The organism is Brevibacillus sp. SIMBA_040 (assembly GCF_046535075.1).
GTDB lineage: Bacteria > Bacillota > Bacilli > Brevibacillales > Brevibacillaceae > Brevibacillus.
Window position 1 is genome coordinate 35559 of record NZ_JAWRXI010000029.1, and the last position, 25611, is coordinate 61169.

The 25611-nt window shown below is 50.2% G+C and carries 27 protein-coding genes; 23 read left to right on the forward strand and 4 right to left on the reverse strand.

The window, feature by feature from the left end; all coding sequences use genetic code 11:
- Positions 1-62 precede the first annotated feature (62 nt).
- The 14 genes from SB752_RS30205 (at position 63) to proS (ending at position 15142) form a co-directional block, all read left to right on the forward strand.
- Positions 63-959, forward strand: a complete 897-nt coding sequence (locus SB752_RS30205; RefSeq protein ID WP_410719124.1) for a sugar phosphate isomerase/epimerase family protein — start codon at positions 63-65, stop codon at positions 957-959.
- Positions 960-977: 18 nt separating this feature from the next.
- Positions 978-1787, forward strand: coding sequence for an ABC transporter ATP-binding protein (locus SB752_RS30210; protein WP_410719125.1), 810 nt, complete (start codon positions 978-980; stop codon positions 1785-1787).
- Positions 1788-1803: 16 nt separating this feature from the next.
- A complete protein-coding gene (locus SB752_RS30215) occupies positions 1804-2598 on the forward strand; it encodes an ABC transporter permease (RefSeq protein ID WP_410719126.1) in 795 nt (264 codons plus the stop codon).
- 29 nt (positions 2599-2627) lie between these two features.
- The gene (locus tag SB752_RS30220; RefSeq protein ID WP_410719127.1) at positions 2628-3425 is read left to right on the forward strand and encodes an ABC transporter ATP-binding protein; all 798 of its coding nucleotides are present in this window, start codon (positions 2628-2630) and stop codon (positions 3423-3425) included.
- 21 nt (positions 3426-3446) lie between these two features.
- Positions 3447-4211, forward strand: coding sequence for an ABC transporter permease (locus SB752_RS30225; RefSeq protein WP_410719128.1), 765 nt, complete (start codon positions 3447-3449; stop codon positions 4209-4211).
- Positions 4212-4241: 30 nt separating this feature from the next.
- On the forward strand, positions 4242-5555 hold the full coding sequence (locus tag SB752_RS30230) for an ArgE/DapE family deacylase (protein WP_410719129.1): 1314 nt from the start codon (positions 4242-4244) through the stop codon (positions 5553-5555).
- Between the two features lie 35 nt (positions 5556-5590).
- A complete protein-coding gene (locus SB752_RS30235) occupies positions 5591-6760 on the forward strand; it encodes an ABC transporter substrate-binding protein (RefSeq protein ID WP_410719130.1) in 1170 nt (389 codons plus the stop codon).
- 42 nt (positions 6761-6802) lie between these two features.
- Positions 6803-7813 carry a Gfo/Idh/MocA family protein gene (locus SB752_RS30240; protein ID WP_410719131.1) on the forward strand — a complete coding sequence of 337 codons (1011 nt, stop codon included), beginning with the start codon at positions 6803-6805 and terminating at the stop codon, positions 7811-7813.
- Between the two features lie 27 nt (positions 7814-7840).
- A complete protein-coding gene (locus tag SB752_RS30245) occupies positions 7841-9367 on the forward strand; it encodes an FGGY-family carbohydrate kinase (protein WP_410719132.1) in 1527 nt (508 codons plus the stop codon).
- Positions 9368-9379: 12 nt separating this feature from the next.
- Positions 9380-10201: a BtpA/SgcQ family protein gene (locus SB752_RS30250; RefSeq protein ID WP_103110368.1), complete on the forward strand. Its 822-nt coding sequence runs from the start codon at positions 9380-9382 to the stop codon at positions 10199-10201.
- A 78-nt stretch (positions 10202-10279) separates the two neighbouring features.
- Complete coding sequence (locus tag SB752_RS30255; protein WP_410719133.1) at positions 10280-11383, forward strand: M42 family metallopeptidase; 1104 nt, start codon at positions 10280-10282, stop codon at positions 11381-11383.
- Positions 11384-11403: 20 nt separating this feature from the next.
- Entirely contained in the window at positions 11404-12135 is a 732-nt protein-coding gene (locus SB752_RS30260) for an SDR family NAD(P)-dependent oxidoreductase (protein WP_410719134.1), read from the forward strand.
- 30 nt (positions 12136-12165) lie between these two features.
- Complete coding sequence (locus SB752_RS30265; protein WP_410719135.1) at positions 12166-13128, forward strand: acetylxylan esterase; 963 nt, start codon at positions 12166-12168, stop codon at positions 13126-13128.
- Between the two features lie 547 nt (positions 13129-13675).
- Entirely contained in the window at positions 13676-15142 is a 1467-nt protein-coding gene (gene proS / locus SB752_RS30270; protein ID WP_410719136.1) for a proline--tRNA ligase, read from the forward strand.
- Positions 15143-15258: 116 nt separating this feature from the next.
- On the opposite strand, the gene SB752_RS30275 is transcribed toward proS, so the two are convergent.
- Positions 15259-15876: a helix-turn-helix domain-containing protein gene (locus SB752_RS30275; protein ID WP_410719137.1), complete on the reverse strand. Its 618-nt coding sequence runs from the start codon at positions 15874-15876 to the stop codon at positions 15259-15261.
- 395 nt (positions 15877-16271) lie between these two features.
- On the opposite strand from SB752_RS30275, the gene bcp reads away from it, so the two are divergent.
- The 5 genes from bcp (at position 16272) to SB752_RS30300 (ending at position 19555) form a co-directional block, all read left to right on the forward strand.
- Complete coding sequence (gene bcp, locus SB752_RS30280; RefSeq protein ID WP_410719138.1) at positions 16272-16742, forward strand: thioredoxin-dependent thiol peroxidase; 471 nt, start codon at positions 16272-16274, stop codon at positions 16740-16742.
- Between the two features lie 37 nt (positions 16743-16779).
- The gene (locus tag SB752_RS30285; RefSeq protein WP_410719139.1) at positions 16780-17832 is read left to right on the forward strand and encodes a M42 family metallopeptidase; all 1053 of its coding nucleotides are present in this window, start codon (positions 16780-16782) and stop codon (positions 17830-17832) included.
- A 9-nt stretch (positions 17833-17841) separates the two neighbouring features.
- A complete protein-coding gene (locus SB752_RS30290; RefSeq protein WP_410719140.1) occupies positions 17842-18603 on the forward strand; it encodes a class I SAM-dependent methyltransferase in 762 nt (253 codons plus the stop codon).
- A gap of 45 nt (positions 18604-18648) precedes the next feature.
- Entirely contained in the window at positions 18649-19200 is a 552-nt protein-coding gene (locus SB752_RS30295) for a cob(I)yrinic acid a,c-diamide adenosyltransferase (RefSeq protein ID WP_289140861.1), read from the forward strand.
- Between the two features lie 70 nt (positions 19201-19270).
- Positions 19271-19555, forward strand: a complete 285-nt coding sequence (locus SB752_RS30300; protein WP_410719141.1) for a hypothetical protein — start codon at positions 19271-19273, stop codon at positions 19553-19555.
- Here SB752_RS30300 and SB752_RS30305 read toward each other — a convergent pair.
- Positions 19552-20454 carry a complex I NDUFA9 subunit family protein gene (locus SB752_RS30305; protein WP_410719142.1) on the reverse strand — a complete coding sequence of 301 codons (903 nt, stop codon included), beginning with the start codon at positions 20452-20454 and terminating at the stop codon, positions 19552-19554. The two genes, SB752_RS30300 and SB752_RS30305, sit on opposite strands and share 4 nt — an antisense overlap.
- Positions 20455-20585: 131 nt before the next feature.
- Here SB752_RS30305 and nth point away from each other — a divergent pair, with 131 nt between their 5' ends.
- The 3 genes from nth (at position 20586) to SB752_RS30320 (ending at position 23846) form a co-directional block, all read left to right on the forward strand.
- Positions 20586-21275: an endonuclease III gene (nth, locus tag SB752_RS30310; protein WP_410719143.1), complete on the forward strand. Its 690-nt coding sequence runs from the start codon at positions 20586-20588 to the stop codon at positions 21273-21275.
- A gap of 146 nt (positions 21276-21421) precedes the next feature.
- Positions 21422-21856, forward strand: a complete 435-nt coding sequence (gene perR / locus SB752_RS30315; RefSeq protein ID WP_410719144.1) for a peroxide-responsive transcriptional repressor PerR — start codon at positions 21422-21424, stop codon at positions 21854-21856.
- A 229-nt stretch (positions 21857-22085) separates the two neighbouring features.
- Positions 22086-23846 (forward strand): glycosyl hydrolase family 18 protein, encoded by a 1761-nt coding sequence (locus SB752_RS30320; protein ID WP_410719145.1) that lies wholly within the window; start codon positions 22086-22088, stop codon positions 23844-23846.
- A 97-nt stretch (positions 23847-23943) separates the two neighbouring features.
- On the opposite strand, the gene SB752_RS30325 is transcribed toward SB752_RS30320, so the two are convergent.
- Positions 23944-24318, reverse strand: a complete 375-nt coding sequence (locus tag SB752_RS30325; protein WP_103110382.1) for a YgzB family protein — start codon at positions 24316-24318, stop codon at positions 23944-23946.
- Between the two features lie 118 nt (positions 24319-24436).
- Between SB752_RS30325 and SB752_RS30330 the strand changes: the two genes are divergently transcribed.
- Positions 24437-25312 (forward strand): nucleotidyltransferase-like protein, encoded by an 876-nt coding sequence (locus SB752_RS30330; RefSeq protein ID WP_410719146.1) that lies wholly within the window; start codon positions 24437-24439, stop codon positions 25310-25312.
- Here SB752_RS30330 and SB752_RS30335 read toward each other — a convergent pair.
- The coding region (locus SB752_RS30335; protein ID WP_410719147.1) for a hypothetical protein at positions 25296-25611 on the reverse strand (316 nt) is incomplete at its 5' end. The two genes, SB752_RS30330 and SB752_RS30335, sit on opposite strands and share 17 nt — an antisense overlap.

Below are 25611 nucleotides of genomic sequence, written 5' to 3' on the forward strand. Positions count from 1 at the left end.
TTTTATCATGGAAGCAGTTTTTTCTACCTAACATTCGATTTCGATAGAAAGGGAGTGCTCACGTGCATTGCAAAATCAAGAAAGGCATTAACATATGGTCATTTCCTGAACGAATGAACATCGTGGACTGTATGAGATTGGCGAAGGAGGCAGGCTTTGAAGGAATTGAGCTGGCGCTGAGCATGAAAGGCGAGCTGAGCCTGACAAGCAGCGACGAAGAAATTCTTCGCTTGAAACAGGCGGCAGATGAAATCGGGATCGTGATCAACAGTCTGGCTACGGGACTGTACTGGCAGTTTTCCTTGACCAGCAATCGTGAAGATATTCGGGAGAAGGCAAAGGAGACGGTAAGACGACAGTTGGACATCGGAGCCTTGCTCGGTGTCGATTGTATATTGGTATGTCCGGGAACCGTCGGAGTGGATTTCACCCCTGATGAAGTGGTGCCGGATGCCAGTGAGATCGAGTTTTTTGCCGGTTCAGAGGTAATCGATTACGATGTCGCCTATGACCGTGCGCTGTCAGCCTTCATCGAGCTTGCGCCATACGCGGAAGAGAAGAAGGTCGTGATCGGGGTAGAGAACATTTGGAACAAGTTTTTGCTCTCTCCGCTGGAAATGCGGGACTTCATCGACAAGATTGGATCGCCGTGGGTACGCGTCTTTTTCGATGTCGGCAATGTGATCGCGTTTGGCTATCCGGAGCAATGGATTCGCATCTTGGGCAAGAGGATCGTAAAGGTGCATTTCAAAGATTATCGACGAGACGCAAAAGGCCTGGCTGGCTTTGTCGATTTGCTGGCTGGTGACGTGGACTATGTGCGGGTGGTGGATGAGCTTGTCGCTCTGGACTACGACGGATGGGCAAATGCCGAGATGTGTCCGGTGTACAAATGTTACCCTGACCAGATCATCTACAACACTTCAGCTGCAATGGACAGAATATTGCGAATTAATTAAGGTGTGGAGGTGCGAAGTGTGTCAAAAGTGATCATGCGTGTGAATGCGCTTTCGAAATCATTTTCGCAAAAAGGCGCGGAGCTGCGTGTACTAAACCAGATCAGCATGGACATTCACGAGTCGGAATTCATTTGTGTGATTGGTCCTAGCGGTTGCGGCAAATCTTCCTTTTTGAAATGCGTAGGGGGTATTCAGCCTCCTTCGACAGGAACGATTGTGCTGAATGGGGTGACGTATACACAGGGCATTCCATCCCACGTCCTCGGTAAGTTCGGCTTCGTCTTTCAAAGCAATAACCTGCTCCCCTGGCGCACTGCGGAGAAAAACCTCAGACTCATGCTGGAAGTGCTGAAGGTCAAGGAATTTGACTGGGAGCAAAGAATGGACGAGATGCTCCAGATCGTAGGCTTGGCCCAATACAAAGATGTATACCCCCATGAACTGTCCGGGGGGATGAGGCAGCGGGTCGGGATCGCTAGAGCTCTTGTCCATAACCCGGAGATTCTGCTGATGGATCAGCCGTTTGGCGCCTTGGACGCGATCACAAGAAAGATGCTGTCCTATGAAATGCTGAACATTTGGAAGCAAACCAAAAAGACGATCATCATGGTGACCAACAACGTGGAGGAAGCGCTCTTGCTGGCCAACCGCATCTTTGTCTTCTCGCCCTTGCCCGGAGAAATCGTTTCCGAGATCGAGGTAGACATCCCACTGGAGGAACGGGGACAGGACATCGCAAGCAACAAGCGCTATATCGAGCTTCGTACCTTGATCAACCAGGTGATTCGCCAGGGGCATGCTGCCGAAGCAAAGCGTCTGGCAACCTAGCTGAGGGGGATTGACATTGGAACTCATACGCACGAAAAGCAAGCCAGTCCAGAGAGACCGTGCATCGATCATGCACTCATTGTCTCCCATTCTTTTGTTTGTAGGCTTGTACTTGCTGCTCGAAATCATCATCCGAACTGCTGGCATTTCCAGAACTGTATTGCCCACGCCTACGGGAATCCTGGTGGAGACGATCCGGAATTTTGGTTCTGATATCTGGCCCCATTTTGTCTTTACCTTAAAGGTGGTCGTGATCGGCTTCATCGTAGCGACGATCCTCGGGATGACGCTGGCAGGCCTCTTTTCCCAGTACGATCTGATTGTCAAAGCCGTCTCGCCGTTTATTATCCTCTTGGTCGTGACGCCGATGATCACGATTGTTCCGCTCTTCATGCTATGGCTGGGGTTTGACCCGAACATTCGCATCCTGGTAGTGATTTTGCAGGCGGCTCCGATCATCATGCTAAATACGCTGTCCGGGTTCACCTCTGTGGAAACGGAGAAGCTGGAGCTGATGAGATCGATGGGCGCAGGCAGGCGGCAGACTTTTTTCAAGCTGATTCTGCCCAATGCGATGCCCCAGGTGTTTACCGGTATCAAGCTGGGCTGCATCTTTTCCACGATTGGCGCGATCAGTGCGGATTTCGTGGGGGGGTCAGTCGGACTCGGATTTCGCATTCTCCAGTATTCCGGCCTGGTGATGACAGAGATGACGTACGGAACCATTCTCATCGTTGCGCTCATCGGGATCATACTCTATCAATTGGTCAGTTTTGCGGAAAGCAAGTTCATCGTGTGGCGTAAAAAATGAGGCAGCTTATCGGATCGGGGGGAGATCACGTGCAAAATCCCAAAATCAAACTGGTCGATGTCACGAAGGTCTTCAAAACACGCAGCAAAGACATCGTGGCCGTGCGAGATGTGAATATGGAAGTGTATCCTGGAGACTTTGTCGCAATTCTTGGTCCCAGTGGCTGTGGCAAATCGACGATCATTCGGATGCTCAACGATATCATTCAGCCCTCATCGGGAGAGATGTACATCGATGGGCAGAAGATCACAGGGAGGAAGACGAGCAGGGACCTGATGAAAAAAATGGGCTTCATCTTTCAACAGCCCAACCTGTTCCCGTGGCTGACCGTGCGCCAAAATGTCGCTCTGCCGCTCAAGGTATTCGGCCTGCAAGGGAAGGAGTGGGAGCAAAACGTTGATAAGCTGATCGAAATGGCCGGCTTGAAGCAGTACGAGCATGCCTATCCGGCTGAGATTTCCGGCGGAATGATGCAGAAGGCCGGCGTGATCCGGGCGATGGTTCACGAACCAGAAATCCTGCTCATGGATGAGCCGTTCGGGGCGTTGGACGAACTTACGCGAGAGCAATTGGATCTGGAGCTGTTGACGATTTGGGAGCAAACCGGAAAAACGATCATTTTTATCACGCATGAGGTGGAAGAGGCGGTATTGCTCGCTTCCAGGGTGTATGTAATGGCGACCAATCCGGGACGGATCGTGGCGGAAGTAGAGATTGATCTTCCGAGACCGAGAACGTTGGAAATGATCGATCATGAGAGGTTCATTACATATGAGATGGAACTGACGAGCATGATTGGAAAAGTGGAACTACGGCATATCAAGTAATTCGGAAGGGAGGAACGTTCGTTGCAGAAACAAGTGACCTCATCGAATGCAACTAGCGTACTCGCGCCTGTCATCATGTTTTTCATCCTGTTCGGAACCTGGCAATTTGCCGCCGTGGGCTTTGATATTCCGCGCTGGATCTTGCCGAATCCCGTGTCGATCATAGAGACGATGTTTGTTTCGTTCGGCGAATTTGCACCGCATATAGGGATCAGCATTGTGACGATCGTCTGTGGTTTTTTGGTCGCAGTGCCTATCGGAATTTTGCTGGCTGCGCTCATCACCAATTTCAAGATGATCGATACGACGCTCTCACCATTCGTTATTTTCCTTGTGATTACGCCGTTGATTACGCTTGTCCCGCTTTTGATGATCTGGTTTGGCTTTGGTATCGAGGTGAAAATGCTGGCGGTCGTTATCCAAAGCTTCCCGATCGTCATGATGAATTCGGCGACTGGCTTCAACAATGTGGAAAACATCCGCCTAGAGTTGATGAAATCACTGTGTGCGAGCCGTTGGCAGACGTTTACGATGGCGATTTTGCCCTCTGCACTTCCCAATGTTTTTACGGGCATTAAATTGGCCAGTATCTTCGCGACCATCGCAGCGGTCACCTCCGAATTGATCGGCGGCAACATCGGGATCGGCAGCCAAATCATCAAGTATTCCCAGTACATGCAGACTGAGAAAGCATTTGCCTGCATTTTCTTCACGGCGATCATCGGTACGACCTTTTACGGCTTGATTAATCTCGTGGAGCGAAAAATCGTCCGTTGGAAAATCTGACGGTTGCGATGGAAATGAGGTGAGTAGTGCGTGAGCAGCAAACAGATAGTGTTTGAATATTTGGATAATAACAAGGATGAGCTTGTCGAATACGTGAAATCGCTCGTACGGATTCCCTCGATCAACCACACGTTTGGCGGCGATGAGAAAACCGTTCAGGACTGGCTGGCTGACAGTCTGCGCTCTCTTGATTTTGCAGAAGTAGAGCAATTCGCTGTAGACGCGGAGCAGGTCCGGCCCAATGTCGTGGCGGTGATGAAGGGGACGGGTGGCGGAAAAAGTCTGCTGTTCAACGGTCACATGGATGTCGTTCCCATCGCAGAGCCGCATAAATGGCGCAGTGATCCATTCGAGCCGCTCCAACAGGGGAACAAAATCTACGGGCGCGGCACGAGTGATATGAAAGGCGGTGTTTCTGCCGCGATCTGGGCGATGAAAGCGCTCAAGGCGTGCGGGATTCCCTTGCGCGGTGATGTTCTGCTGCAAGCCGTCACGGGCGAAGAGTCGAACGAGGCAGAGGAAGTCGGGACTGTACAGTGTCTGAAGCGAGGCTATGCCGCAGATTTTGCAGTCGTCTGCGAGCCTACCGATCTGGAGCTGCATACGGCCTCTGTCGGACTGTTTTTCTTTGAATTGATTGTGGAAGGCAAGGCCGTACATATTTCAGCCAGAAACCAGGTCTTGTTTCCACAGCCGGCAGGCGTTCCGAGCGGACCCACAGTTGGAGCCGATGCCTTCAAGAAATCGCTCCCGTTCGTGAACTACTTTTATTCTCTTGAGGAACAGTGGAATCATCGCTATCGGGACGCGGTGCTGGGTGCTGGTGGCAGTCCCGGACACGATGTGCAGGGAGTGGGCTTGTTTACGATCAATCCTTCGTTTATCGAGGGCGGCGAATACCTCGGCTCTGTCCCTGCCAAAGTAAAGCTCACGTACGGCGTCTGGTACCCGGATCAGTTGGTGAAAAAAGAAGAGCTGTGGGAGGAGATCAGAAGGGGCGTAGAAGCGCTGGCCTCGACGGATGATTTTCTGCGTAAACATCCTCCGAAGCTGACCGTGCCTGTGCTTCAGGAATGGCAAGGCTTTCATGTTCCCGCGGATCATGCAGGCGTACGCGCGATGATGACGGCGATCGCGGACGTGGAGGGATGTAAAGCCGTTCTGTCCGGCTTCCGAGCCGTTTGCGATGCCACCTATTTGAACAAACACGGTTTACCTGCTGTTGTGTTCGGGCCAGGTTCGCTGAGCTGGTCGGTTCACGGAGAGAACGAGTACATCAAAGTAGACAGCCTTGTGGCGGCGGCCAAAGTATACACCAGCATGATGATGGATTGGTGTCAATGATTCAAGACATAAATGATCCAAGGAGGGTTCCAAAGATGAGAAAGGTGCAAATCACGCTGTTAATCGCTGTGCTTTGGTTAGTGGCAGTGCTAGCTGGATGTGCGCAAAACAGCACGCAGCCGGGGGGAAGCAATTCTTCGGGAGGAAACACATCTGGGGGGCAAGGCACTGGCACGGCGCCGGGGACCAATACCGCTGCTCCTGCTGCTGGCAATTTGCAGAAGGTGACGGTCGTTGTGCCGCGCACGGTCGAAGTGTTGGATGATGCGCATATCTGGTCCGCGATCAAGATGGGCTATTTTGCCGAAGAAGGTTTGGACGTGAAAATCGAACAGTCCTTTGGTACGACAGATACGAAAATGGTAGCGCTCAAAAATGCGCAATTTGCTTTGCCTTCTCCGAATTTCCTGTTTATGGGAATTGAAAACGGATTGCCGCTCAAAGCCGTTTTCCAAAACGACTCCATCAATATTTTTGGCATGGCTGTCCGATCAGACAGCGGGATCAAAACCTGGCAAGACATGAAAGGCAAAAAAGTGGCGCTCGGGGATGCGGCTTGGGCCAATATCATTAATCCGACACTGATTGCTGCCGGGCTTGATCCGGAAAAGGATGTCGAGTATGTAGTTGCCGGGGAGAATCGCTTCCAGATGGTGCAGGAAGGCAAGCTGGACATCTTGTTCACATGGGTGGCGGAGTATTCGCAATTGAAAGGCCAGGGATTTGATTTTGAGTACATCGACGGTAACGAGATTCTCCCGTATACCTCGAATCCGCTCGTAACCAATGCCGAGTACCTCACCGAAGATCCGGAAATGGTGCGCAAATTCGTGCGCGCGCTGGCAAAAGGAATGTACTTCGTGAAAATGAACCCTGAAGCGGCAGCCGATCTCACGTTGGAACAATTCCCATCGATCAAAATTCCTTGGGACGGGGCTGTCGGTGCGATGATGGGCCGAGTGTATCAAGGCTTCGGGCTAAGTGAAGCTGACCAGCAGAAGATCGTGGATGGAGGCATCGGCATCGCGGATATGGACAAATGGAAGCTCAACATGGATTGGGCTGTGAAAACCGGCATCATCCAAAAAGAAATTCCGCTGGATCAGGTAGTGACCAATGACTTTGTCGATACGACCTGGGATAAGTCCAAGGTGGAGGCCGATGCGAAAAATTACGTGTTCAAGGTAAAAGACAAGTACCAGTAAGCCCGTCTCGCCTTTAACGCTTACAGGGAGGGGAGAACAAAGATGCACAAGATCGGAATTTTAGGAGCCGGATTGATTTCCAGAAGTCACGCCGAATCGATTCGTACGCAAAATGGCGCGGTGTTAACAGCGGTGGCCGATATTCGCGAAGAGGCTGGGCAGCGCTTTGCCGAGGAATACGGCTGCGCCTACTTCCAGGATGCCGAGGAGATGCTGAAGCACGCAGACGTGGAGGTAGTGATCATCGCCTTGCCAACCTTTTTGCATGGCAAGTATGTGGAATTGTGCGCCCAATACGGCAAGCATGTGCTGTGCGAAAAGCCGGTCGAAATGACGGTAGAGGCCACAGAGCGCATGCTGGAGCAAGTGAAGGACGCCGGGATCATCTTCATGGTCGGGCAGGTTGTCCGCTTTTGGAGCGGATACACAGAGATCAAGGAGCTTTACGAAAGCGGTGAGCTGGGGCAGGTTCACATGGCTTTTGCCAGCAGATGCTCCACCTTGCCGGACTGGGGAAATGAATGGCTGCTGCATCCGGAAAAAGGAGCAGGAGCGATCTGTGACATGCATGTCCATGATGTCGACTTCCTGCGCGATCTGTTCGGCGAGATCGATTCCGTGTATTGCCTCGCGAGCAAAGACCATACGGGATGCTGGAATCACGCCATGTCCTCGATTTCCTTCAAGAGCGGCGCAAAGGCGGTTGCCGAAGCGGCGTTTACGATGTCCGACGGATATCCATTCACCATGTTTTTCAAAGCGGCCGGGACAAAAGGGACCGTAGAGTTTACCTACAGGGCAGGCTACAACATCGGGGAACGGGATGCTTCCACCTCAGAGCTGCGTCTCTACCAGAAAAATCGACAGCCCGTCATCTGCAAGCTCGAGCAGCATGATCCTTACGCGAGACAGCTTCAATACTTTTTGTCTTGCGTGGAAGCAGGAGAGCAGCCAGCGCGCGTGCCGCATCATGAAAACCTGGAAGTGATCAAGGCCATCGCAGCCATTCGCGAGTCAGCCGATACAGGTAAAATTCTCTCGCTTACCAGTTAAACCTTGTGGATACGGCAGGTGGTCAAGATGTCTTACGTAATGGGAATTGATATTGGAACCTATGAGTCCAAAGGCGTTCTGGTTGACAGGGAAGGTCGCAGTGTCGCTTACCAGTCTTTGCCCCACTCCCTGGAGATTCCGCAGCACGGCTGGGCAGAACACGACGCTGAAAAGACGTGGTGGCACGCAGTGAAAGCCTTGTCCAAAGCGTTGATTGTCGAGGGACAAAAGAGCGCCGGTTTTCACGCTTCTCTGATCGAAGCTGTCGGAATCAGCACAATCGGTCCTGCTGTGGTACCGATTGATCATAACGGCAACGCGCTGCGCAAAGCGATTCTCTACGGGATCGACACGCGAGCAAGCAAAGAAATTGACGAGCTGAATCAAAAAATCGGCCCGGCCGAGATATTGCGAAAAGGGGGCCACTATTTGTCCTCGCAATCCGCCGGAGCCAAAATCCTCTGGATTCGCAACCAGGAGCCCAGCGTGTACGACCAAACCGCCTGCTTTCTCTCTGGCAATGGCTATCTGGTGTATAAGCTGACCAAAGAACGTGTGATCGATGCCTACACGGCATGTGCCTTCTCGCCTTTGTTCGACTTGCAAAAGCTCGACTGGGATGATGAGCGCTGCGCCTATGTAACCGAGCGGGAAAAGCTGCCGCGAATTGTGTGGAGTCACGAAATAGTCGGCTGCGTGACGCCGGAGGCCGCAGAAGCGACAGGACTGTCGGCGGGAACCAAGGTGATCGCGGGGACTGCGGACGCAATGTCGGAGTCAATCAGCGTGGGTGCGGTAAACGAGGGCGACATGATGATCATGTACGGTAGCTCAACATTTTTCATCCAGGTGATTGCGGCGCAGACCCAGACCGAAAAATTCTGGCCCTCTGTACACGCAGTACCGAATCTTCATACGCTCACGGGTGGGACATCGACTGCGGGCTCCATCACCAGATGGTTCGTCGATCAATGGCTCCAGCCGGGAGAATCCAGGGATGAAGGGTATACTCGCTTGACGCGTTTGGCGGAACAAAGTAAACCAGGTGCAAACGGACTGATCATGCTGCCGTATTTCAGCGGCGAGCGCACACCGATTCATCATCTGCAAGCCCGCGGCACTTGGTTCGGCCTGACCCTGAAGCATACGACTGGAGATTTGTACCGGGCGATTCTGGAAGGGATCGGCTATTCGATCCGCCACAACATCGAAGAAATGAGACTTGCGGGATTTCCGCCGAGCAAGCTGGTGGCGATCGGAGGCGGTACGAAAAACCGGCTCTGGCTCCAGGCGGTCAGCAGCATTTGCTGTGAGGGGCAGTACATCCCCAAAGTGACCTATGGAGCGGCATACGGAGATGCTTTTCTGGCAGCGCTTGGACTGGGCTGGTACGACAGGCTGGAAGAGATTGAATCGTGGGTGGAATATACAGAAGTGATCCTGCCGCAGTCCAAAGACGCGGAAATCTATGAAAAGTATTATCGCTTATACCGTGAGATTTACGAACAGACCAAAGGCAGTATGGATGCGTTGTCATCCATATCAAAGGACTAGGAGGGTCAAAAGATGACTTGGTTAAAAGAAGTGATCGGGACTGAGAAAGCCATTATTGCCATGTGCCACTTTTTACCGCTGCCGGGTGATCCTTATTTTGATCAGGAAAAAGGGATGGAGTACGTCATTGAAATGGCTCGCAAGGATTTCCTAGCGTTGCAGTCCGGCGGCGTAGATGCTGTGTTGTTTTCCAATGAGTTCAGTCTGCCATACCTGACAGATGTCAAAACGGAGACAGTCGCCGCCATGGCCCGGATTATCGGGGAGCTGATGTCGGATATCCAGATTCCGTTCGGTGTGAACGTCCTGTGGGATGCCAAAAAATCGCTCGATCTGGCTGCCGCGACAGGTGCCAAATTCGTCAGGGAAATTTTTACAGGCGTGTATGCGAGTGATTTCGGCATGTGGAATACAAATGTCGGAGAGACGATCCGCCACCAGCATCGCATCGGTGCCAAGGATGTCAAGCTGCTGTTCAACATCGTGCCGGAAGCGGCAACATACATGGCTGACCGCGAGATCGAGAGCATCGCCAAGTCGACGGTCTTCAACAATCGGCCGGATGCATTGTGCGTTTCGGGACTGACAGCGGGAGCGGAGACAGACTCCGCTATCCTGAAGCGTGTCAAGGATACAGTTCCTGATACAGTCGTTTTGGCCAATACCGGGATGAGGATGGAGAATCTGGAGCAGCAGCTATCGATTGCGGATGGGGCAGTGGTGGGAACGACGTTCAAGCATGACGGAAAATTTGAAAATCACGTCGATCCGGAGCGGGTCAAATCCTTTATGGATAAGGTAAAAGCGTTTAGAAGCCAGATTGTGTATTCGTAAAAAACGACGCAGAGTGAAAGCGGGAAGTTTTGCCGTTTTTGCTCTGTGTTCGATTTTCAAAAGTGGGAGCGGTGACAGATGACATCAGACTATTTGACGCACATAGCCCAGCGGCTGCAAGGATTGACACAGGTCGTTTCGCCAGCCGGTTACGAGGATGCGATGATTCGCAAGGTGCAAAGCGAATTGCCGAAAGGCTTGCATGAGGTCAGCGTGGACAATCTCGGGAATGTCATTGTTCAGGTCAATAAAATAGATGAGCCGAACCCCTTCAAGGTGATGGTATTTGCCCATATGGATGAAGTCGGATTCATCATCAAAAAAATCGAAGAGGACGGATTTATCCGCGTAGAGCGCCTGGGAGGCATTCCGGAGAAAAGCATGCTGGGACAAAGCGTGATCGCAGAAACCCCAGAAGGCAGAATAATGGGCATCATCGGTACGAAATCGCACCATCTGACGAAGCCGGAGGAGAAATTCAAGCTGCCCCAGGTGCAGGAAGCCTACCTTGATTTTGGCTTTCGCAGCAAGAGTGAAGCGCTGGAAGCCGGTGTGTTTGTCGGAATGCCAGTTGTCTACGCCAGACAATTTTTCCGCCGCCACTCTCTTGCCTTCAGCAATGCGATTGATAACAGGGCGGGGTGCCTGATTCTGCTCGAGCTGATCGACCGGCTTGTTGGTAAGTCGCTCCCATGCGAAGTGGTCATTGTCTTTTCCGTCCAGGAGGAGTTTAATTTACGCGGCGTGATTCCGGCGGTAAGGGCGGTCAATCCCGATGCTTCGATCACATTGGACCTGGTCGTAGCCGCCGATACACCTGATCTGAAGGGAACCGCCGATATCCGCCTGGGAGAAGGGCCGTGCCTGAATTTGTACAGCTTCCATGGCCGAGGAACCCTAGGGGGGCTGATTCCTAATACGAAGCTCGTGAGCTTTGTGAAAAAAGTGGCGGACGCACAGGATGTGTCTCTCCAATACTCGACATTCATGGGCGGACTGACGGATGCGTCGTTCAGCCAGTTGGAGAACGCCGGGATTCCGATGATCGATCTCGCTTTTCCTACCCGCTATACACATGCGCCTGTAGAAGTGGTTGATCTTAATGACTTGACTGCACTGATCAAATTGCTGGAAAAGCTTGTTCCCGCATTTCATGCCGGAGTGGATTTGAAGAGGGGCTAAGCGGGATGGGAGGGGCTTGGATGACCGAAGAGGGACGCGTTGTTTTGATTACTGGTGCGAACAGAGGGATCGGTATGGCGATTGCCCACAGATTTCGGCAGACGGGGGACCGTATCGTCATCCTGGATATAGCAGAAGAACCGAGCCGGGAAGCGGCGGAGGTGACCGCAGGCGGCAGCTATTTTGCTTGCGACGTAACGGACAAAGCTGCGGTAGACGATGTGATGGAACGTGTTTTTGCGGAATACGGCTTTGTCGATGTGCTGGTGAATAATGCCGGGGTACAGCGAAGAAAAGGGTTTCTGGAGACGACAGAAGAAGATTTTGATTTGATTTTCAATGTAAACGTCAAGTCCATTTACCTGGTATCGCAGCCCATCGTCCGGCGCATGATCGAAAGGGAGCGCGGCTGCATTTTGAATATGGCCTCGATGGGCGGAAAATGGGGAGGAGCGGACGAGTCCGCCTACTGCGCGAGCAAGGCAGCCGTCATTGAATTGACCAAGACGATGGCAATGGCGCTCGGTCCCCACAACATTCACGTCAACAGCGTCTGTCCAGGAATCATCATGACTGAAATGGCCAAGACGCTTTCTGCCGAATCTCTAGAAGCCTGGCGGGAAAAATCGCCGCTGGGTCGTCTCGGTTCTCCCGAGGAAGTAGCGGAAGTATTTTATTTCCTGAGCTCGCCTGCTGCTCGTTATATGACCGGACAGGCGATAAACGTGACAGGCGGCATGATCATGTACTGATCGCTGCTGCCGAAATGGGGAGGAAAACAGATGGGACAGCCGTATGATATGCCTTTGGACCAATTGCGGGAATACAGACCAGCGCTGACCAGGCGCGACGACTTTCCCGCCTTTTGGGAGGAGAGCAAGCAGATGCTGGCACAGGTGCCGAGCGATCCGCAGCTCACAGCCATGGAGTATCCGGCAGATGGTGTTCGGCTGTACGAGCTCAGCTTTGCCGGTTTTGGGCATGCGCGAATTCGCGGGTACTACGCGGTGCCTGACCGAGCGGGACAGCATCCGGGGCTGGTTATGTACCACGGCTACAATTGGAGTCATGACGGACAAATCCATGACGTGGTCAACTGGGCCTTGCACGGCTATGCCACATTTGGCATGCTGGTGCGCGGTCAACAGTTGAGTGAGGACAATAGTGTAGCCCCACACGGGAACTCGGCTGGTTGGATGACCAAGGGCATATTATCCAAAGAGACGTATTATTATCGCGGGGTATACATGGACGCGGTGCGAGCTCTCGACGTGCTGGCAGAGCGCGAAGAAGTGGATGCTTCTCGCATCGGGGTGACAGGGGGGAGCCAGGGAGGGGCCCTGAGTCTGGTCGCTGCGGCCTTTTCCGCTATTCCGCGCATCGTGGTGGCGGAATACCCGTATCTGAGTCATTTCCGGCGATCGATCGACATGGCGCTTGCCGGTCCGTATCTGGAGCTCAACGAGTTTTTTCGCCGCAACAGTGCACGCGGGATCGAGGATAAAGCAATGGATACGCTCTCTTACTATGACGTAATGAACTTGGCTCCCTTGGTTACATGTCCGGTGCTGGTCTCGATTGGCTTGGTCGATGAGATCACGCCTCCGTCCACGGTGTTTGCCGCCTACAATCATTTGCAAACAAGGAAAAAGCAGATCCGGGTCTACCGATATTTCGGCCACGAACCGAATGCTGCCTTTCATTGGGAAAAGCTGAAATGCTTGCGCGAGCATTTGACTCATTAGGGACTCTAGGCAAAAGCCATTCATTTTTTGTCCGTGAGTGCCTATACCACAAATTGACAAGAGCAGCGGAACTTGTTAACATATTATGTTAAAGAAAGCTTGCGAACACACAAAGGCAATGAAAGGACCCGCAGCTATCCCCTGGTCACAGAGAGTCAGCCCTAGTCTGGAAGGTTGATACACAGGCATACCTGCACCCCATCCTCAAGCCGCTGGCGAAGAGCCATGCCGGATGCCCCGCCGTTATCGGGACTTTTGAGTGGGTTGAGCGCTAGACGCTTCAATCAATCAGGGTGGTACCGCGGATGTTTGATCCTCCGTCCCTATATTGGGATGGGGGATTTTTTGCATTTTTTAAGGAGGTTCAAAAAGTCCGGGAAACATAGCTGTCGAATTGCTGCGTTGCATTGCCCCTCCGCTGCTCACGTAGACTAACCTACGTTCCGCTGCTCGGGTCTGCTGCGCCTTGCACTTCTCTGCTCTGTTTGTCCTCCTTTTTGAACAAGATTAGGGAGCAGTTCAAAAAGTCCGAGAAGGAGCGTAGACGATGAAAGAAGAAAAAGCATTTGTAAAAGAAATTACGCCACAAGCGGAAGACTTCTCACGCTGGTACATCGACGCGATCAAGAAAGCCGATTTGATGGATTATACGCCAGTGCGCGGCTGTATCGTTTTCAAGCCGGACGGGTTTGAGCTATGGGAGAGAATCCAGGAGGCGATGAACAAGCGCTTCAAGGAGACGGGCCACAGGAATGCTTATTTCCCAATGCTCATTCCAGAGTCTTTTTTCCAGAAAGAAAAAGAACACATAGAGGGCTTCAACCCAGAGCTGCCGTGGGTGACGGAGGCTGGCGGGGAACCGCTTGAGGAAAAGCTCGCACTGCGCCCTACCTCGGAAACGATTATTGGTCATATGTACAGCCAGTGGATTCAAAGCTACCGTGACCTGCCAGTACTCATTAATCAGTGGGCGAATGTGTTTCGTTGGGAAAAGCGCACGATGCCTTTCCTCCGTACATCCGAGTTCCTCTGGCAGGAAGGTCATACCGCACACGCCACAGAAGAAGAAGCGCGTCAGGAAACGATGCAAATGCTGGAGATTTACCGCGAGGTCGTCGAGCAGGAGCTGGCGATTCCGGTTTGGAAGGGACAAAAAACGCCAAGTGAACGCTTCGCAGGAGCCGTAGATACGTATTCCATCGAAGCGATGATGAAGGACGGAAAAGCTGTGCAGGCAGGGACCTCACACTATTTGGGGGATAAATTTGCACGTGGCTTTGAAATCAAGTTCCTGGATCGTGACAACCAATTCAAATACGTTCACACTACCTCATGGGGAACATCGACACGTCTGATTGGTTCCATGATCATGGTGCACGGGGATGATCGCGGTCTGGCTTTACCACCGCGCATGGCGCCTACGCAAGTCATTATGATTCCGGTCGGTCCAATGAAGCTGCGCGAAAAGGTGATGGAGGCGTTCGATCCACTCTTTGACGAAATAAAAGCGGCAGGCGTGCGTGTGCGTGCCGATCTGCGGGAAGAGACGCCAGGCTGGAAATTCAACGAGTGGGAAATGCGCGGAGTGCCTTTGCGTCTGGAGCTCGGACCACGTGATGTAGACAACGGTCAGGTCATTCTTGCCCGCCGCGATACGGGAGAGAAAGTAACGGTATCTCTGGAGGGCATCGCGCAGACAGTGGCCGCGCTACTGGAAGAGATCCAGCAAAACATGTTCCAAAAAGCGCTGGAGTTTCGCGAGCAGAACTCTCATCTGGGCATCGAGACGCTGGAGCAATTGTCAACTCACATTGCCAAGAGCGAGAGTGAAAATACGACGAGCGGCTGGGTGCTGGCAGGCTGGTGCGGGGATGATCAATGCGAGTCCAAAGTGAAGGAAGAAACCAAGTTTACTTCGCGCAACATTCCATTTGAGCCACCAGTTATGAAACAAAACTGCATTTGCTGTGGCAAAGAATCGCAGCATACTGTCTGGTTTGGTCGCGCTTATTAATTCAGAAAGATAAAGAAAAGGGTGCGTCTGGCGAAAGAATCGCTGGATGCACCCTTTTGCATTCAAGGCTGCGAAAGAATACCATCGTTCATAGATGGTTTTCTCAGCTGACTTGATTATTCATCTGAATCGTCAAACGGTTCTTCTGGATCATCTGTCGGATCTGCAGGAGTTAATGGAAAAAGAACATCGAAAAACTTGAATTTGCGACGTCCATCTTCATTTTTAAAGCCTTTGTACTTGTGAAGCAGTTCACTAATGTCGTCAACCAATTGATTGCGCTCTTCTTGACTTAAATAAAATTCAGTCAAATTGAACGCGAAGGTATGCTTGTACTCTTTACGAACATCCCGATCACTGGCAACAAAACGGTTTAGTGTGCGCATGAGATCCTTTTCCGTCGTGCGGAATGGAGTAAACATCACGTCGCTCAATTGCTGTGCATTTTCTTCAATCATGAGTTGAAGCTTTACCTGAATCACCTTGGCAACCGGCTCGTAGTATTTCTCAACAATGGAACCTTTTACACGAGTATCTACCTGTTCCAACAAGCCAACGCGCACGAGCTCTTTCACATGGTAGTGAAGGCGAGCTGCGTTTTCGCCCAATTCTGTAGCGATTTGTTTGGCTGTCCGTGGCTCCAGATCCTCGAAAAGTTCCAAAATTTTAACACGTTCGGCTATAGCAAGGGATTTTAAGGCTTCCGGGTCCGTTACTTCAAAAAACTCTTTCATGCATTTCTCACCATCCAACTGACTAGGCCAAATTTTTGTGTAGAATATTTAAGTACTTCGCAGTGTGAGTGCTACATAGCTTAAACGTTCCGAGACGTACAACAACCTGACTAAATCGAGGTCATTCCTTTATATGGTTGACTCGATAAAGGTTGTCTTACTAAATCAGAAAGTCTAAACTTCATGAACACGCATCCTGATTTAGCAAGAATAACCTTCCGCTAAAACGCGGTCGCTCCCCACGAGAAGCCTCAATACAGGTTTTCTTAATTTTTCTTAATTAATTCTAGCGTTTTCTGGTCGAAAGCGCAACGTGTATACAGATGAAGTGACTGTCAGCTTGTGGTAAAATGGGACAAGTAAATTCCAGGTCAAAAGTAGAAAGAAGGGATAGCATGACCGCGATCGGACAGGCCGCGCCTCCTTTTACGTTGCAGGCAAGCGACAATCAAACGATCTCACTTTCCCAGTTTCACGGAAAAAATGTTGTTCTTTATTTTTATCCAAAGGATATGACGCCGGGTTGCACGACGGAAGCATGCGATTTTCGTGATTTCCACCCTAAGTTTTCCGAGCTAGATACGGTTGTGCTGGGGATTAGCCCAGATACGGTGAAGTCGCATGACAAGTTCATTGCCAAGCATGAGCTGCCATTCACGCTTTTGGCAGACCCTGATCATGAAGTGGCGGAAGCGTACGGGGTATGGGTGTTGAAAAAAATGTACGGACGGGAGTATATGGGAGTCGAGCGCTCTACGTTTGTTATTGATAAAGAAGGCAATATTGCAAAGGTATGGTCGAAAGTAAAGGTAAAGGGACACGTACAAGAAGTGCTCCAATTCATACAAGAAGAGTTGCAAAAATAAAATTCAATTGTCGCAGCTGCGAATGGAGGAACGGAAGATGAGTGTGTCAACACAGTATGTAGTCGAATCCTTTTGCCAATTAGCCAATATTGCAAGTCCTTCTGGTCACACTGCAAAAGTTATGGCGTGGGTCGCAGGGGAGCTGGAAAAGCTGGGGGTTGAATTCAAACGCACCAACAAAGGAGCGATTATTGCCACTGTACCAGGCGCAAACGAAGAAAAAGCGCGTTTGCTTACAGCGCACGTCGATACTTTGGGTGCCATGGTCAAGGAAATCAAAGGCAACGGTAGACTGAAGCTGACCTTGATCGGTGGTTTCGAATTCAATGCAGTAGAGGGTGAGCACTGCGTAATTGAAACTGCCAGCGGTCGCTTGGTGACTGGCACCATCCTGTCTACAAAGGCTTCCGTGCATGTGTACGGACGGGAAGCAGGAAAAGCCGAACGGACAGATGCAAACATGGAAGTTCGTCTCGATGAAAAAGTGACCAGCAAGCAGGAAGTACAGGCGCTTGGCATTTCTGTTGGCGATTTTGTTTCATTCGATCCGCGTGTGACGGTAACGGAAAGTGGATTCATCAAATCTCGCCACATCGATGACAAGGCGAGTGTAGCAATTTTATTGGGCGTGCTGAAATCATTGCGTGAAACAGGCGAGAAGCTGCCTTACACAACGTATTTCTTTATCAGCAATAATGAAGAAATCGGTTACGGCGGCAATTCCAGCATTCCGGCAAACGTCATTGAGTATTTGGCAGTCGACATGGGAGCAATTGGTGACGGTCAGACGACAGACGAATACTGCGTATCCATTTGTGCCAAGGATTCCTCGGGACCTTATCACTATGGATTGCGTACACATTTGACCAAGCTGGCGGAAGCAAATGGGTTGAATTATCAGGTAGATATATATCCATTTTACGGATCAGATGCGAGTGCGGCGCTTCGAGCTGGCTATGACATTGTTCACGGCTTGATCGGTCCGGGTGTAGACGCTTCTCATTCCCACGAACGGACGCACACAGAAGCACTCGACAATACAGCGAAGCTTGTAATGGCGTACCTCCAATCAACCGAACTGCAAGCATAGGAGGACCGTATGGGCAATATGTATCAATGGGCTGATTATTACGATTTGACGCAGCTGGGCGTAACCGGTGACGTCGATTTTTACATGGAGCAGGCACGCAAGGCAGGTGGCAAGGTGCTTGAGCTCGGCTGTGGAACCGGACGAATTACTATTCCTCTGGCACAGGAAGGAATCGATACTACGGGCCTCGACCTTTCTACAGAAATGCTTGCCAGAGCAGAGGAAAAGGCAAAGGAGCAAGGAGTCACGACAGGCTTGAAGCTGCTGCAAGGAGATATGCGCAGCTTTAATTTAGGTGAAACTTTTTCACTCATCATGATTCCGTTTCGCTCGTTTCTCCACCTGCTGCACATTTCCGAGCAGATGAAAGCTCTGACATGTATACGCAAGCATTTGGCACCGGGCGGCAAGTTCGTGCTGAACGTGTTTGTGCCAAAGATCAATCATTTTTATGAAGAAAATGAGAAAATGTCGCTGCGAGGAACCTACAGACTGCCTTCGGGAGAGGAAGTAGCGATGTGGGATTATACACGCTATGATCACTTTCAACAATTGTCTGAAGTGACCCGGACCTACGAACGCACAAATGCACAAGGGCTCGTGACCGAGCGAGTGACAGGGCGGTTTAATTTGCGCTACATTTTTCCAGCAGAGCTGCATCATCTGCTGCGTCTAAACGGCTTCAAGGTCACACAGCGTTATGGCTCGTTTGCCAAGACTCCGTTTGATGCCAGCAGTTCCGAATTGATCGTAGTCGCAGAAGCTTTGTAGTTGTCGCTTTCCACAGGAATCCCGAAATGATGGAGGGGTATATGGATGAAAATTTACACGAAGTCAGGAGACAAAGGCGAAACGTCACTTGTTGCAGGTGTTCGTGTACCGAAGTTCGCAGATCGTGTAGAAGCATATGGTACGTGTGATGAAGCGAATTCGCAAATCGGGCTCGCCTTATCCCTGTTGCCACAAACAGACGAGTGGAAGGAACTGAATGAAGTCTTTCATCTCATACAAACAAAGCTTTTCCATGTAGGAGCAGAGCTGGCTACACCAGAAGGCAAAAAAGTTGGCTGGCCACTTGGGGAAGAGGACGTTACGTTCCTCGAAGAACAGATTGATCTGCTGGATGCCGGATTGCCTCAGTTGACCAATTTTATTTTGCCTGGAGGTCATCCTGCTGCTGCTGCTTTTCACGTGGCTCGGACAGTAGTCAGAAGAGCGGAGCGAAAAGCCGTTCACGTAGCGACACAGGAGCAGGTAAACAAGACAGTCATCAAATACCTCAACCGCTTATCTGATTACTTGTTTGTGGTAGCGCGTCACGTTAACAAGCAGTTGGATGCTGTAGAAAAAACATTGCACGAATCCTAGGCATTAGCGAAGAGCCCCTGTATATCTCAGGGGCTTTTTCTCAAATGAGCAGGAACGAAAGGAGTAAAAAGTGAAAAAGCTCGCTCTCGCATTTGTATATTCTGCATTGCTTAACGTCCTGTATTATTTGGTTTTGCCCGTCGTCAGCGGTGTGCTGCTTACCTGGCTGTATGTGCCGGACGTAGTCTTTGCCTATGATTCCGTGGAATACCTGCAAAATGAGGTAGTGTTTGGCCAAATAAGCGATTCTTCGTTTGCATGGTGGCAAAGCCTTCCGTTGACGCTTGCTCTCGGGATGGTGATCAGCTTGGCATTTATGGCCATCAGACAACGGCTTCGTCAAAAGAGAGCCTAGCGCAAGTAGGTAGCAATTCCTTCTTGAAAAGAAATCTTTGTCGTCGGGAATGTATCATACAGGAGCTTTCCATCATTGCAGGCGTTTCCTTCAAGCAGCATGGTCAGCTGCGTATTCGTGATCGGGAAAAAAGAGAAGCCTTCCATGAGGTTTACTAAGGGCTTCATTAGTCCGAGTGGAATATGAACCTTGCGAACGCTCTTTTTCCCAATCGCCTCTCCGATAGCATCCAGAATTTGTCCATACGTGAGAGGGGCGGGTCCACCCGTCTCATAAATTTGATTGGTAGATGCGGGCAGGGTCAGCGCCTGGACGAACACATCTGCTACCGTTTCCCGGGCAACGGGCTGCAAGGGATAAGATCCGTTTCCAATTACAGGGGTGACGGGCAGGCGTACCAGATCAGCCAGCATATTCACGAATTCATCCCCTGGTCCAAAAATGACGGACGGGCGGAAAATGACGTAAGGTATTCCACTAGCTTGTACGAGCTGTTCTGCCTCGTATTTGGTACGATGATAGGCACTGGTTGCATTTTCGCGGGAACCAAGAGCACTCATATGGATAAAACGGCTAACCCCAGCTTTTTTGGCGGCTTCGAGAACGTTTCGGGTGCCCTTGACATGAATTCGTTGAAACGTAACGCCTTTTCCAGGCTGCTCCCGAATGATTCCGACCAGATGAATAATGGCATCACAGCCCTCCATCGCCTGAGCAAGTGAATGTGGATCAAGCAGATCGCCACTTGCTTCCGTGATAAGCGGGCTATTTTTGTCTAAACCGTGCTTTCCCGTAGAACCCGGTCTCGTCAAGCAAACGGTATGGTTCCCACTTGCTTGCAGCCGAGCCACCATGCCCTTTCCTACAAATCCACTGGCACCAGTCAGGAATACCTTCATTCGAATCCCCTCCCGTAAAATTCTTCCAAGCCCATTGTACCTCATGCGACGTCCTCCATGCCAAGCGAACTTCCTGCCAATTGCCGAGTTGACGCAGATCGGTATAATGTAGGGAAAAGGGGGACATATCTATGGCACAACGCAAAGTACCCGTCGCGGAAATTTTGGATGAGCTGCACGAGCTATATCCAGACGCGCATTGTGAATTAAACTATACGACCCCGTTTGAGCTATTGATCGCTACGATTCTTTCGGCACAATGCACGGATAAACGGGTGAATGAGATAACCGAGCCGATGTTCAAGCAATTGAACCAGCCTGAGCATTATCTTCATTTGACACAGGAAGAAATGGAAGAGCATATAAAAGGGCTCGGATTGTATAAGAATAAGAGCAAGAACATCCTGGAGACCTGTAGAATCTTGTACGAAAAGTACAATGGTGAAGTTCCGCAAACGCATGCTGAGCTTGAAGCGTTGCCTGGTGTTGGTCGAAAAACAGCCAATGTCGTGCTGTCCAATGCGTACGGAGTTCCGGCTATTGCCGTCGATACGCATGTGTTTCGTGTAGGCAATCGTCTGGGGCTAGCCAAGAGTGACAATGTCGATGAAGTAGAGCGCCAGCTGATGAAACGGATTCCGCGTGAAAAATGGTCGGATGCCCATCATTGGTTGATCTGGCACGGACGACGGGTATGCTCGGCACGCAATCCACAGTGTGGACAATGCACGCTGCAATCCATGTGCAAATTTGCTGCCGCCGAGGCGAAAAAGACGAAAGCGAAGCCTGCTGCTAAGAAAACGACAAAGGCGAAATCCTGATTTCCACCTTCTTCATCTTCAAATTACGTGTAATGCATATTGACAGTTTTCGCTGACTAGACGTACACTTATTTAAAGTAATTCTAATCAATGACAAAGAAGTGAACTATTCTTTTGTCTTGCGAAAGACTGTGGGGTGTAACAATATGGCACAGCGTGTAGAAAAGGCTGTTGAAATCCTCAAGAACACCGGGGTTCGGATGACACCTCAGCGCCATGCAATTTTAACGTATTTGCTGGAGACGATGACTCACCCGACGGCTGACGAAATATACAAAGCTCTCGAAGGCAAATTCCCCAATATGAGTGTTGCTACGATCTATAATAATCTGCGGGTTTTTAAAGATGCAGGATTGGTTACGGAGCTCACCTACGGGGATGCGTCCAGTCGATTTGATGCCAATGTTGAAGAAGATCATTATCACGCGATCTGCTCAAGCTGTGGCGCGATTCGAGATTTCCACTTCCCTTATTTGCGGGATGCGGAAGAATCGGCTTCAAAAGATATCGGCTTTCGCGTGACGGGTCATCGCATGGAAGTGTACGGTATCTGTGAGTCCTGTCAAAAGAATCCCCACTAAGCAATGCTTTTCGAGAAAACACCTTCTGCAACAACCGGATACCCAGTTGCTGCGGGAGGTGTTTTTGTGTCGGTATGTGTAACGTTTTGGATTTTCGCACGTCTTTCTTCTAGGTATAGGTTTCTATAAGCATTGAGGCTTATTCGAGTTTTGCCAGAATGTAAAAGGTTGTGAATTCATTGAACGCTAGATATGATCGGAATTATTTCTTTGATGGGAGGTCGCGTCCATGAGCTTGGCAGTAGGGATGGCTCCTCGTCCAAGGCGAAGAAGGAGACGGGCGGCGCGGCTTTTCTTTTTGCTAATTTTCCTTTTTGTCGCTGTTTTTGGCGGGATCTACTGGTTTTTTGTGTTGCGTGCGTCAACGGAGCATGTACAGCCGTATGATGGAGACCATAATGTGATCGTATATGAAGGCTCGAGGACCAAGGCGTCCTATTTGCTTGAATCGGACCAGATTCTCTTGCCATTTGAGTTTTTGAAGGAGCGGATTGACCCAGCGATTTTTTGGGATGAGCCTACTAAATCAGTCATCGTAACGACAAAGGATAAGGTGCTGCGCATGGAAAGCGGCGAAGTTGTCGCCCACCTCAACAAGCAGCCAGTGAATCTGCAGGTTCCTGTCAAGGAAGTCAACGGAACTCGCTATGTCCCGCTAGATCCTTTGGAAAAGCTGTATGCCTACTCGTTTAAGCGGATAGAAGACACAGAAGTCTTGCTCGTGGAAAAGGAAGGCTACGAGATTCAGCAGGCAAGTGTGATCTCAGATGAAGAGAAGCAAAAGGTTCGTGTAGGTGCTTCGCATCGAACGCCGATTGTCGCTGAGGTAGGAGCAGGGGAAGATGTCGATATACTCGGAAAAGAAGAAGATTACTATCATGTTCTGACAGCATCCGGAATTGCTGGCTTTTTGCCGGTAAAGAGTGTTGAATTCACTAACGTTCGAAAAGTCGCTCTTGACCACCCGCAGGATTCCCAGCCGTATACCGTTTGGAAGCCTGACGGGAAAAAGATAAATCTGACGTGGGAGCACGTTGTAAATCGAAATCCGAACATTGCAGCAATTGGTGCCATGCCTGGTGTGAATGTCGTATCACCTACCTGGTTTGAAATGAAGGACGCAGAAGGAACACTCCTCAATAAAGCTGACCCTGCCTACGTGAAATGGGCACACCAAAGAGGCTACAAGGTATGGGGTCTGGTTACCAACGGATTTAATCCCGATTGGACAAAATCGGTGCTGAGCAGTTTTGACAAACGGGATAAAGTAATCGCCCAAATTATTCACTATGCTCATATGTACGATCTTGACGGCATCAATATTGACTTCGAAAACGTGTATCTGGAGGAAAAGGAGAAGCTGGTTCAGTTCGTTCGGGAAATGACTCCTTATTTGCACCAACAAGGGCTGACCGTTTCAATTGATGTAACGATCAAGTCAACCGCCAAAACGTGGTCGATGTTCCTCGATCGCAAGGCGCTTGCTCAGGTAGTCGACTACATGGCAGTCATGACGTATGACGAGCATTGGGCAGCGAGTCCAAAAGCAGGCTCTGTCGCGTCTCTTCCGTGGGTGGAAAGCGGCCTGCAGGGTGTACTGGAGGAAGTACCGCATGAAAAGCTGCTCCTCGGTGTGCCGTTCTATACACGGTTGTGGACAGAGGCGAAGCAGGCTGATGGAAAGATCAAGGTCAGCTCAAAAGCATTGTCCATGACGAGGGCGCAAGAATGGATCAAGGAACGCAAGCTGACTCCGAAGCTGGATGAGGCATCAGGCCAAAACTATGTAGAATATAAAGACCCGAAGGACGGGAATGTCTATAAAATGTGGCTTGAGGACGTAAGCTCCATGCAAAAGCGTATCGATATCGTGAACAAGTATGACTTGGCTGGAGTAGCCTCCTGGCGCCGCGGCTTTGAAGTTCCTGAAATCTGGCAAGCCATTGAGGAAGGCTTTACGTCAGAAAAATCGACTCAAAAATCCTCATAACAAGTTGGCTAGATAGAAGAAAGCCACCTGCTCGCCCTGGTGAAGGGAGTGCGCAGGTGGCTTTTTACGTATGAATGGCAATTGAAAAAGATACATATTATGTCTGGTTTTGTTGAGGTTGTCCGTCCTCAAGGCGTAATGGTTGTCCGCAAAACATACAGGCATCCTCTTTTCCGAGCATCTTCGTTACCTTTTGGCACGAAGGGCATTGCACCTGCGGAGCCGATGTGGAAACCATCCCGGAAATCATGAACATGACTGTGCTTCCCATGGTCAGGATGAAGCCGATAATCAGTAGCAAGGTCATAAAGATGTAAGACCCTTTTAACAGGCTGCCGAGAAAAGGAATAAAGTCCAGATATCCTGCAAAGAAAGCGTAACCTGTATACATCAGCAAAATGCCGATTACCATGCTCCAGTTGCCCCAAGTTCGCATGCGTTTGATCTTGCTCAGGCGCTCAGTATTTTTCATCATCATTCCTCCTATCCTACAGTATATCACACAATAGGATTTGTCTGTTGACAAGCAGGAAACGGGCAAGGCGTGTAGAATCCATAAGTTCAACCCAGGGGCAGGGAGGAAATAAGGCATGAATAGTAGGCCAGATGACAATCAGCAAACCTATCTTGAATTGCTCCAAAAGCGTATGGATGTGCAAGCGGTGCTGATTTTGCCTGATTCGGATATGCTTGTCCCATTCCGTGAGGGAACCTTCTATATAGTTGTTGTCAATCATTCGCATGTAGATACTACAATTAGACGCATGCGGATAAAAAAGCAAGTAATTGTCGAACAACAAATCAGCAGCTGGCAGTTGGAAAAGGGAGTAGTAAACGGTTTAGATGAGCGGCTTGTAATGATGCTGGCCAAAGCGGAGATTTTGTGGGACAAAGACGGGTATATGAAACAAATGAAGCAAAGGCTCAGTCGTTTGCCTGAATTTCTCCAGAAGAAAAACATCTGCCGTGAGTATTCACGTTTGCTTCGCTTTTTTCATGAAACAAAAGAGCGGCTCCAGCAAGGTATGGCTTTGGATGCCTATCACTCTTCTATTCAATCGCTCGATTCGTGGGCACGACTCATCGTGTATGAAGCCGGAGAAAACCCGCAGGCTGCGATCTGGTCGCAGGTCAAGCAGCTGGATTACTCTGTATACAAGCTGTATGAGGAGCTATCTTTTAATGCCGAGGCGCTGGAGAAGCGGATTGAGCTTCTATTGCTCGCCATGGAATTCTGGATTATTTCTCATATGAAGAATTCGGTCAGATTTCTGATAGAAGTGATGGAGAAAAGGAGCGGTACATGGAGCTTGCAAGAGCTGATGAATCACCCGCTCATTCAGGACGCTGAGATTGAGGTTCCGTTGATTGTAGATAAAATGGTGCAACGGTCCTTGATCCAGGAAGTAGCTTGTTCAGACCGTCAAAATGGGGATGAAGAAATTTGTTTTATATTGTTGGGGTAAAAATTTTTAAATACTGTTGACTTCTTGTTTTGATCCATGCTATATTAACAAACGTCGCTGCTGCACAAAAGAAAAAATGGCAGCGAAGAAATAAAAAAACTACTTGATTTCCTGAGTAGAGATGTGGTAAATTAAAAAAGTCGTCTCTGGGCGACCGAGTAACACGAAATGCTCTTTGAAAACTGAACAGCGAAAGCGTTAATGAGTCTATCATTAAATGAATTGCCAGCTTTGAACCAGTAACAAACTTTATTGGAGAGTTTGATCCTGGCTCAGGACGAACGCTGGCGGCGTGCCTA

Bases quoted from the DNA above. Each gene is read 5' to 3' on its own strand.
- SB752_RS30330 (WP_410719146.1), top strand. From the start codon at position 24,437: ATGAATAGTAGGCCAGATGACAATCAGCAAACCTATCTTGAATTGCTC.
- SB752_RS30290 (WP_410719140.1), top strand. From the start codon at position 17,842: ATGGGCAATATGTATCAATGGGCTGATTATTACGATTTGACGCAGCTG.
- perR (WP_410719144.1), top strand. From the start codon at position 21,422: ATGGCACAGCGTGTAGAAAAGGCTGTTGAAATCCTCAAGAACACCGGG.
- SB752_RS30325 (WP_103110382.1), bottom strand. From the start codon at position 24,318: ATGAAAAATACTGAGCGCCTGAGCAAGATCAAACGCATGCGAACTTGG.
- nth (WP_410719143.1), top strand. From the start codon at position 20,586: ATGGCACAACGCAAAGTACCCGTCGCGGAAATTTTGGATGAGCTGCAC.
- SB752_RS30240 (WP_410719131.1), top strand. From the start codon at position 6,803: ATGCACAAGATCGGAATTTTAGGAGCCGGATTGATTTCCAGAAGTCAC.
- proS (WP_410719136.1), top strand. From the start codon at position 13,676: ATGAAAGAAGAAAAAGCATTTGTAAAAGAAATTACGCCACAAGCGGAA.
- SB752_RS30320 (WP_410719145.1), top strand. From the start codon at position 22,086: ATGAGCTTGGCAGTAGGGATGGCTCCTCGTCCAAGGCGAAGAAGGAGA.
- SB752_RS30260 (WP_410719134.1), top strand. From the start codon at position 11,404: ATGACCGAAGAGGGACGCGTTGTTTTGATTACTGGTGCGAACAGAGGG.
- SB752_RS30285 (WP_410719139.1), top strand. From the start codon at position 16,780: ATGAGTGTGTCAACACAGTATGTAGTCGAATCCTTTTGCCAATTAGCC.
- bcp (WP_410719138.1), top strand. From the start codon at position 16,272: ATGACCGCGATCGGACAGGCCGCGCCTCCTTTTACGTTGCAGGCAAGC.
- SB752_RS30245 (WP_410719132.1), top strand. From the start codon at position 7,841: ATGTCTTACGTAATGGGAATTGATATTGGAACCTATGAGTCCAAAGGC.
- SB752_RS30275 (WP_410719137.1), bottom strand. From the start codon at position 15,876: ATGAAAGAGTTTTTTGAAGTAACGGACCCGGAAGCCTTAAAATCCCTT.
- SB752_RS30305 (WP_410719142.1), bottom strand. From the start codon at position 20,454: ATGAAGGTATTCCTGACTGGTGCCAGTGGATTTGTAGGAAAGGGCATG.
- SB752_RS30265 (WP_410719135.1), top strand. From the start codon at position 12,166: ATGGGACAGCCGTATGATATGCCTTTGGACCAATTGCGGGAATACAGA.
- SB752_RS30295 (WP_289140861.1), top strand. From the start codon at position 18,649: ATGAAAATTTACACGAAGTCAGGAGACAAAGGCGAAACGTCACTTGTT.
- SB752_RS30255 (WP_410719133.1), top strand. From the start codon at position 10,280: ATGACATCAGACTATTTGACGCACATAGCCCAGCGGCTGCAAGGATTG.
- SB752_RS30250 (WP_103110368.1), top strand. From the start codon at position 9,380: ATGACTTGGTTAAAAGAAGTGATCGGGACTGAGAAAGCCATTATTGCC.
- SB752_RS30235 (WP_410719130.1), top strand. From the start codon at position 5,591: ATGAGAAAGGTGCAAATCACGCTGTTAATCGCTGTGCTTTGGTTAGTG.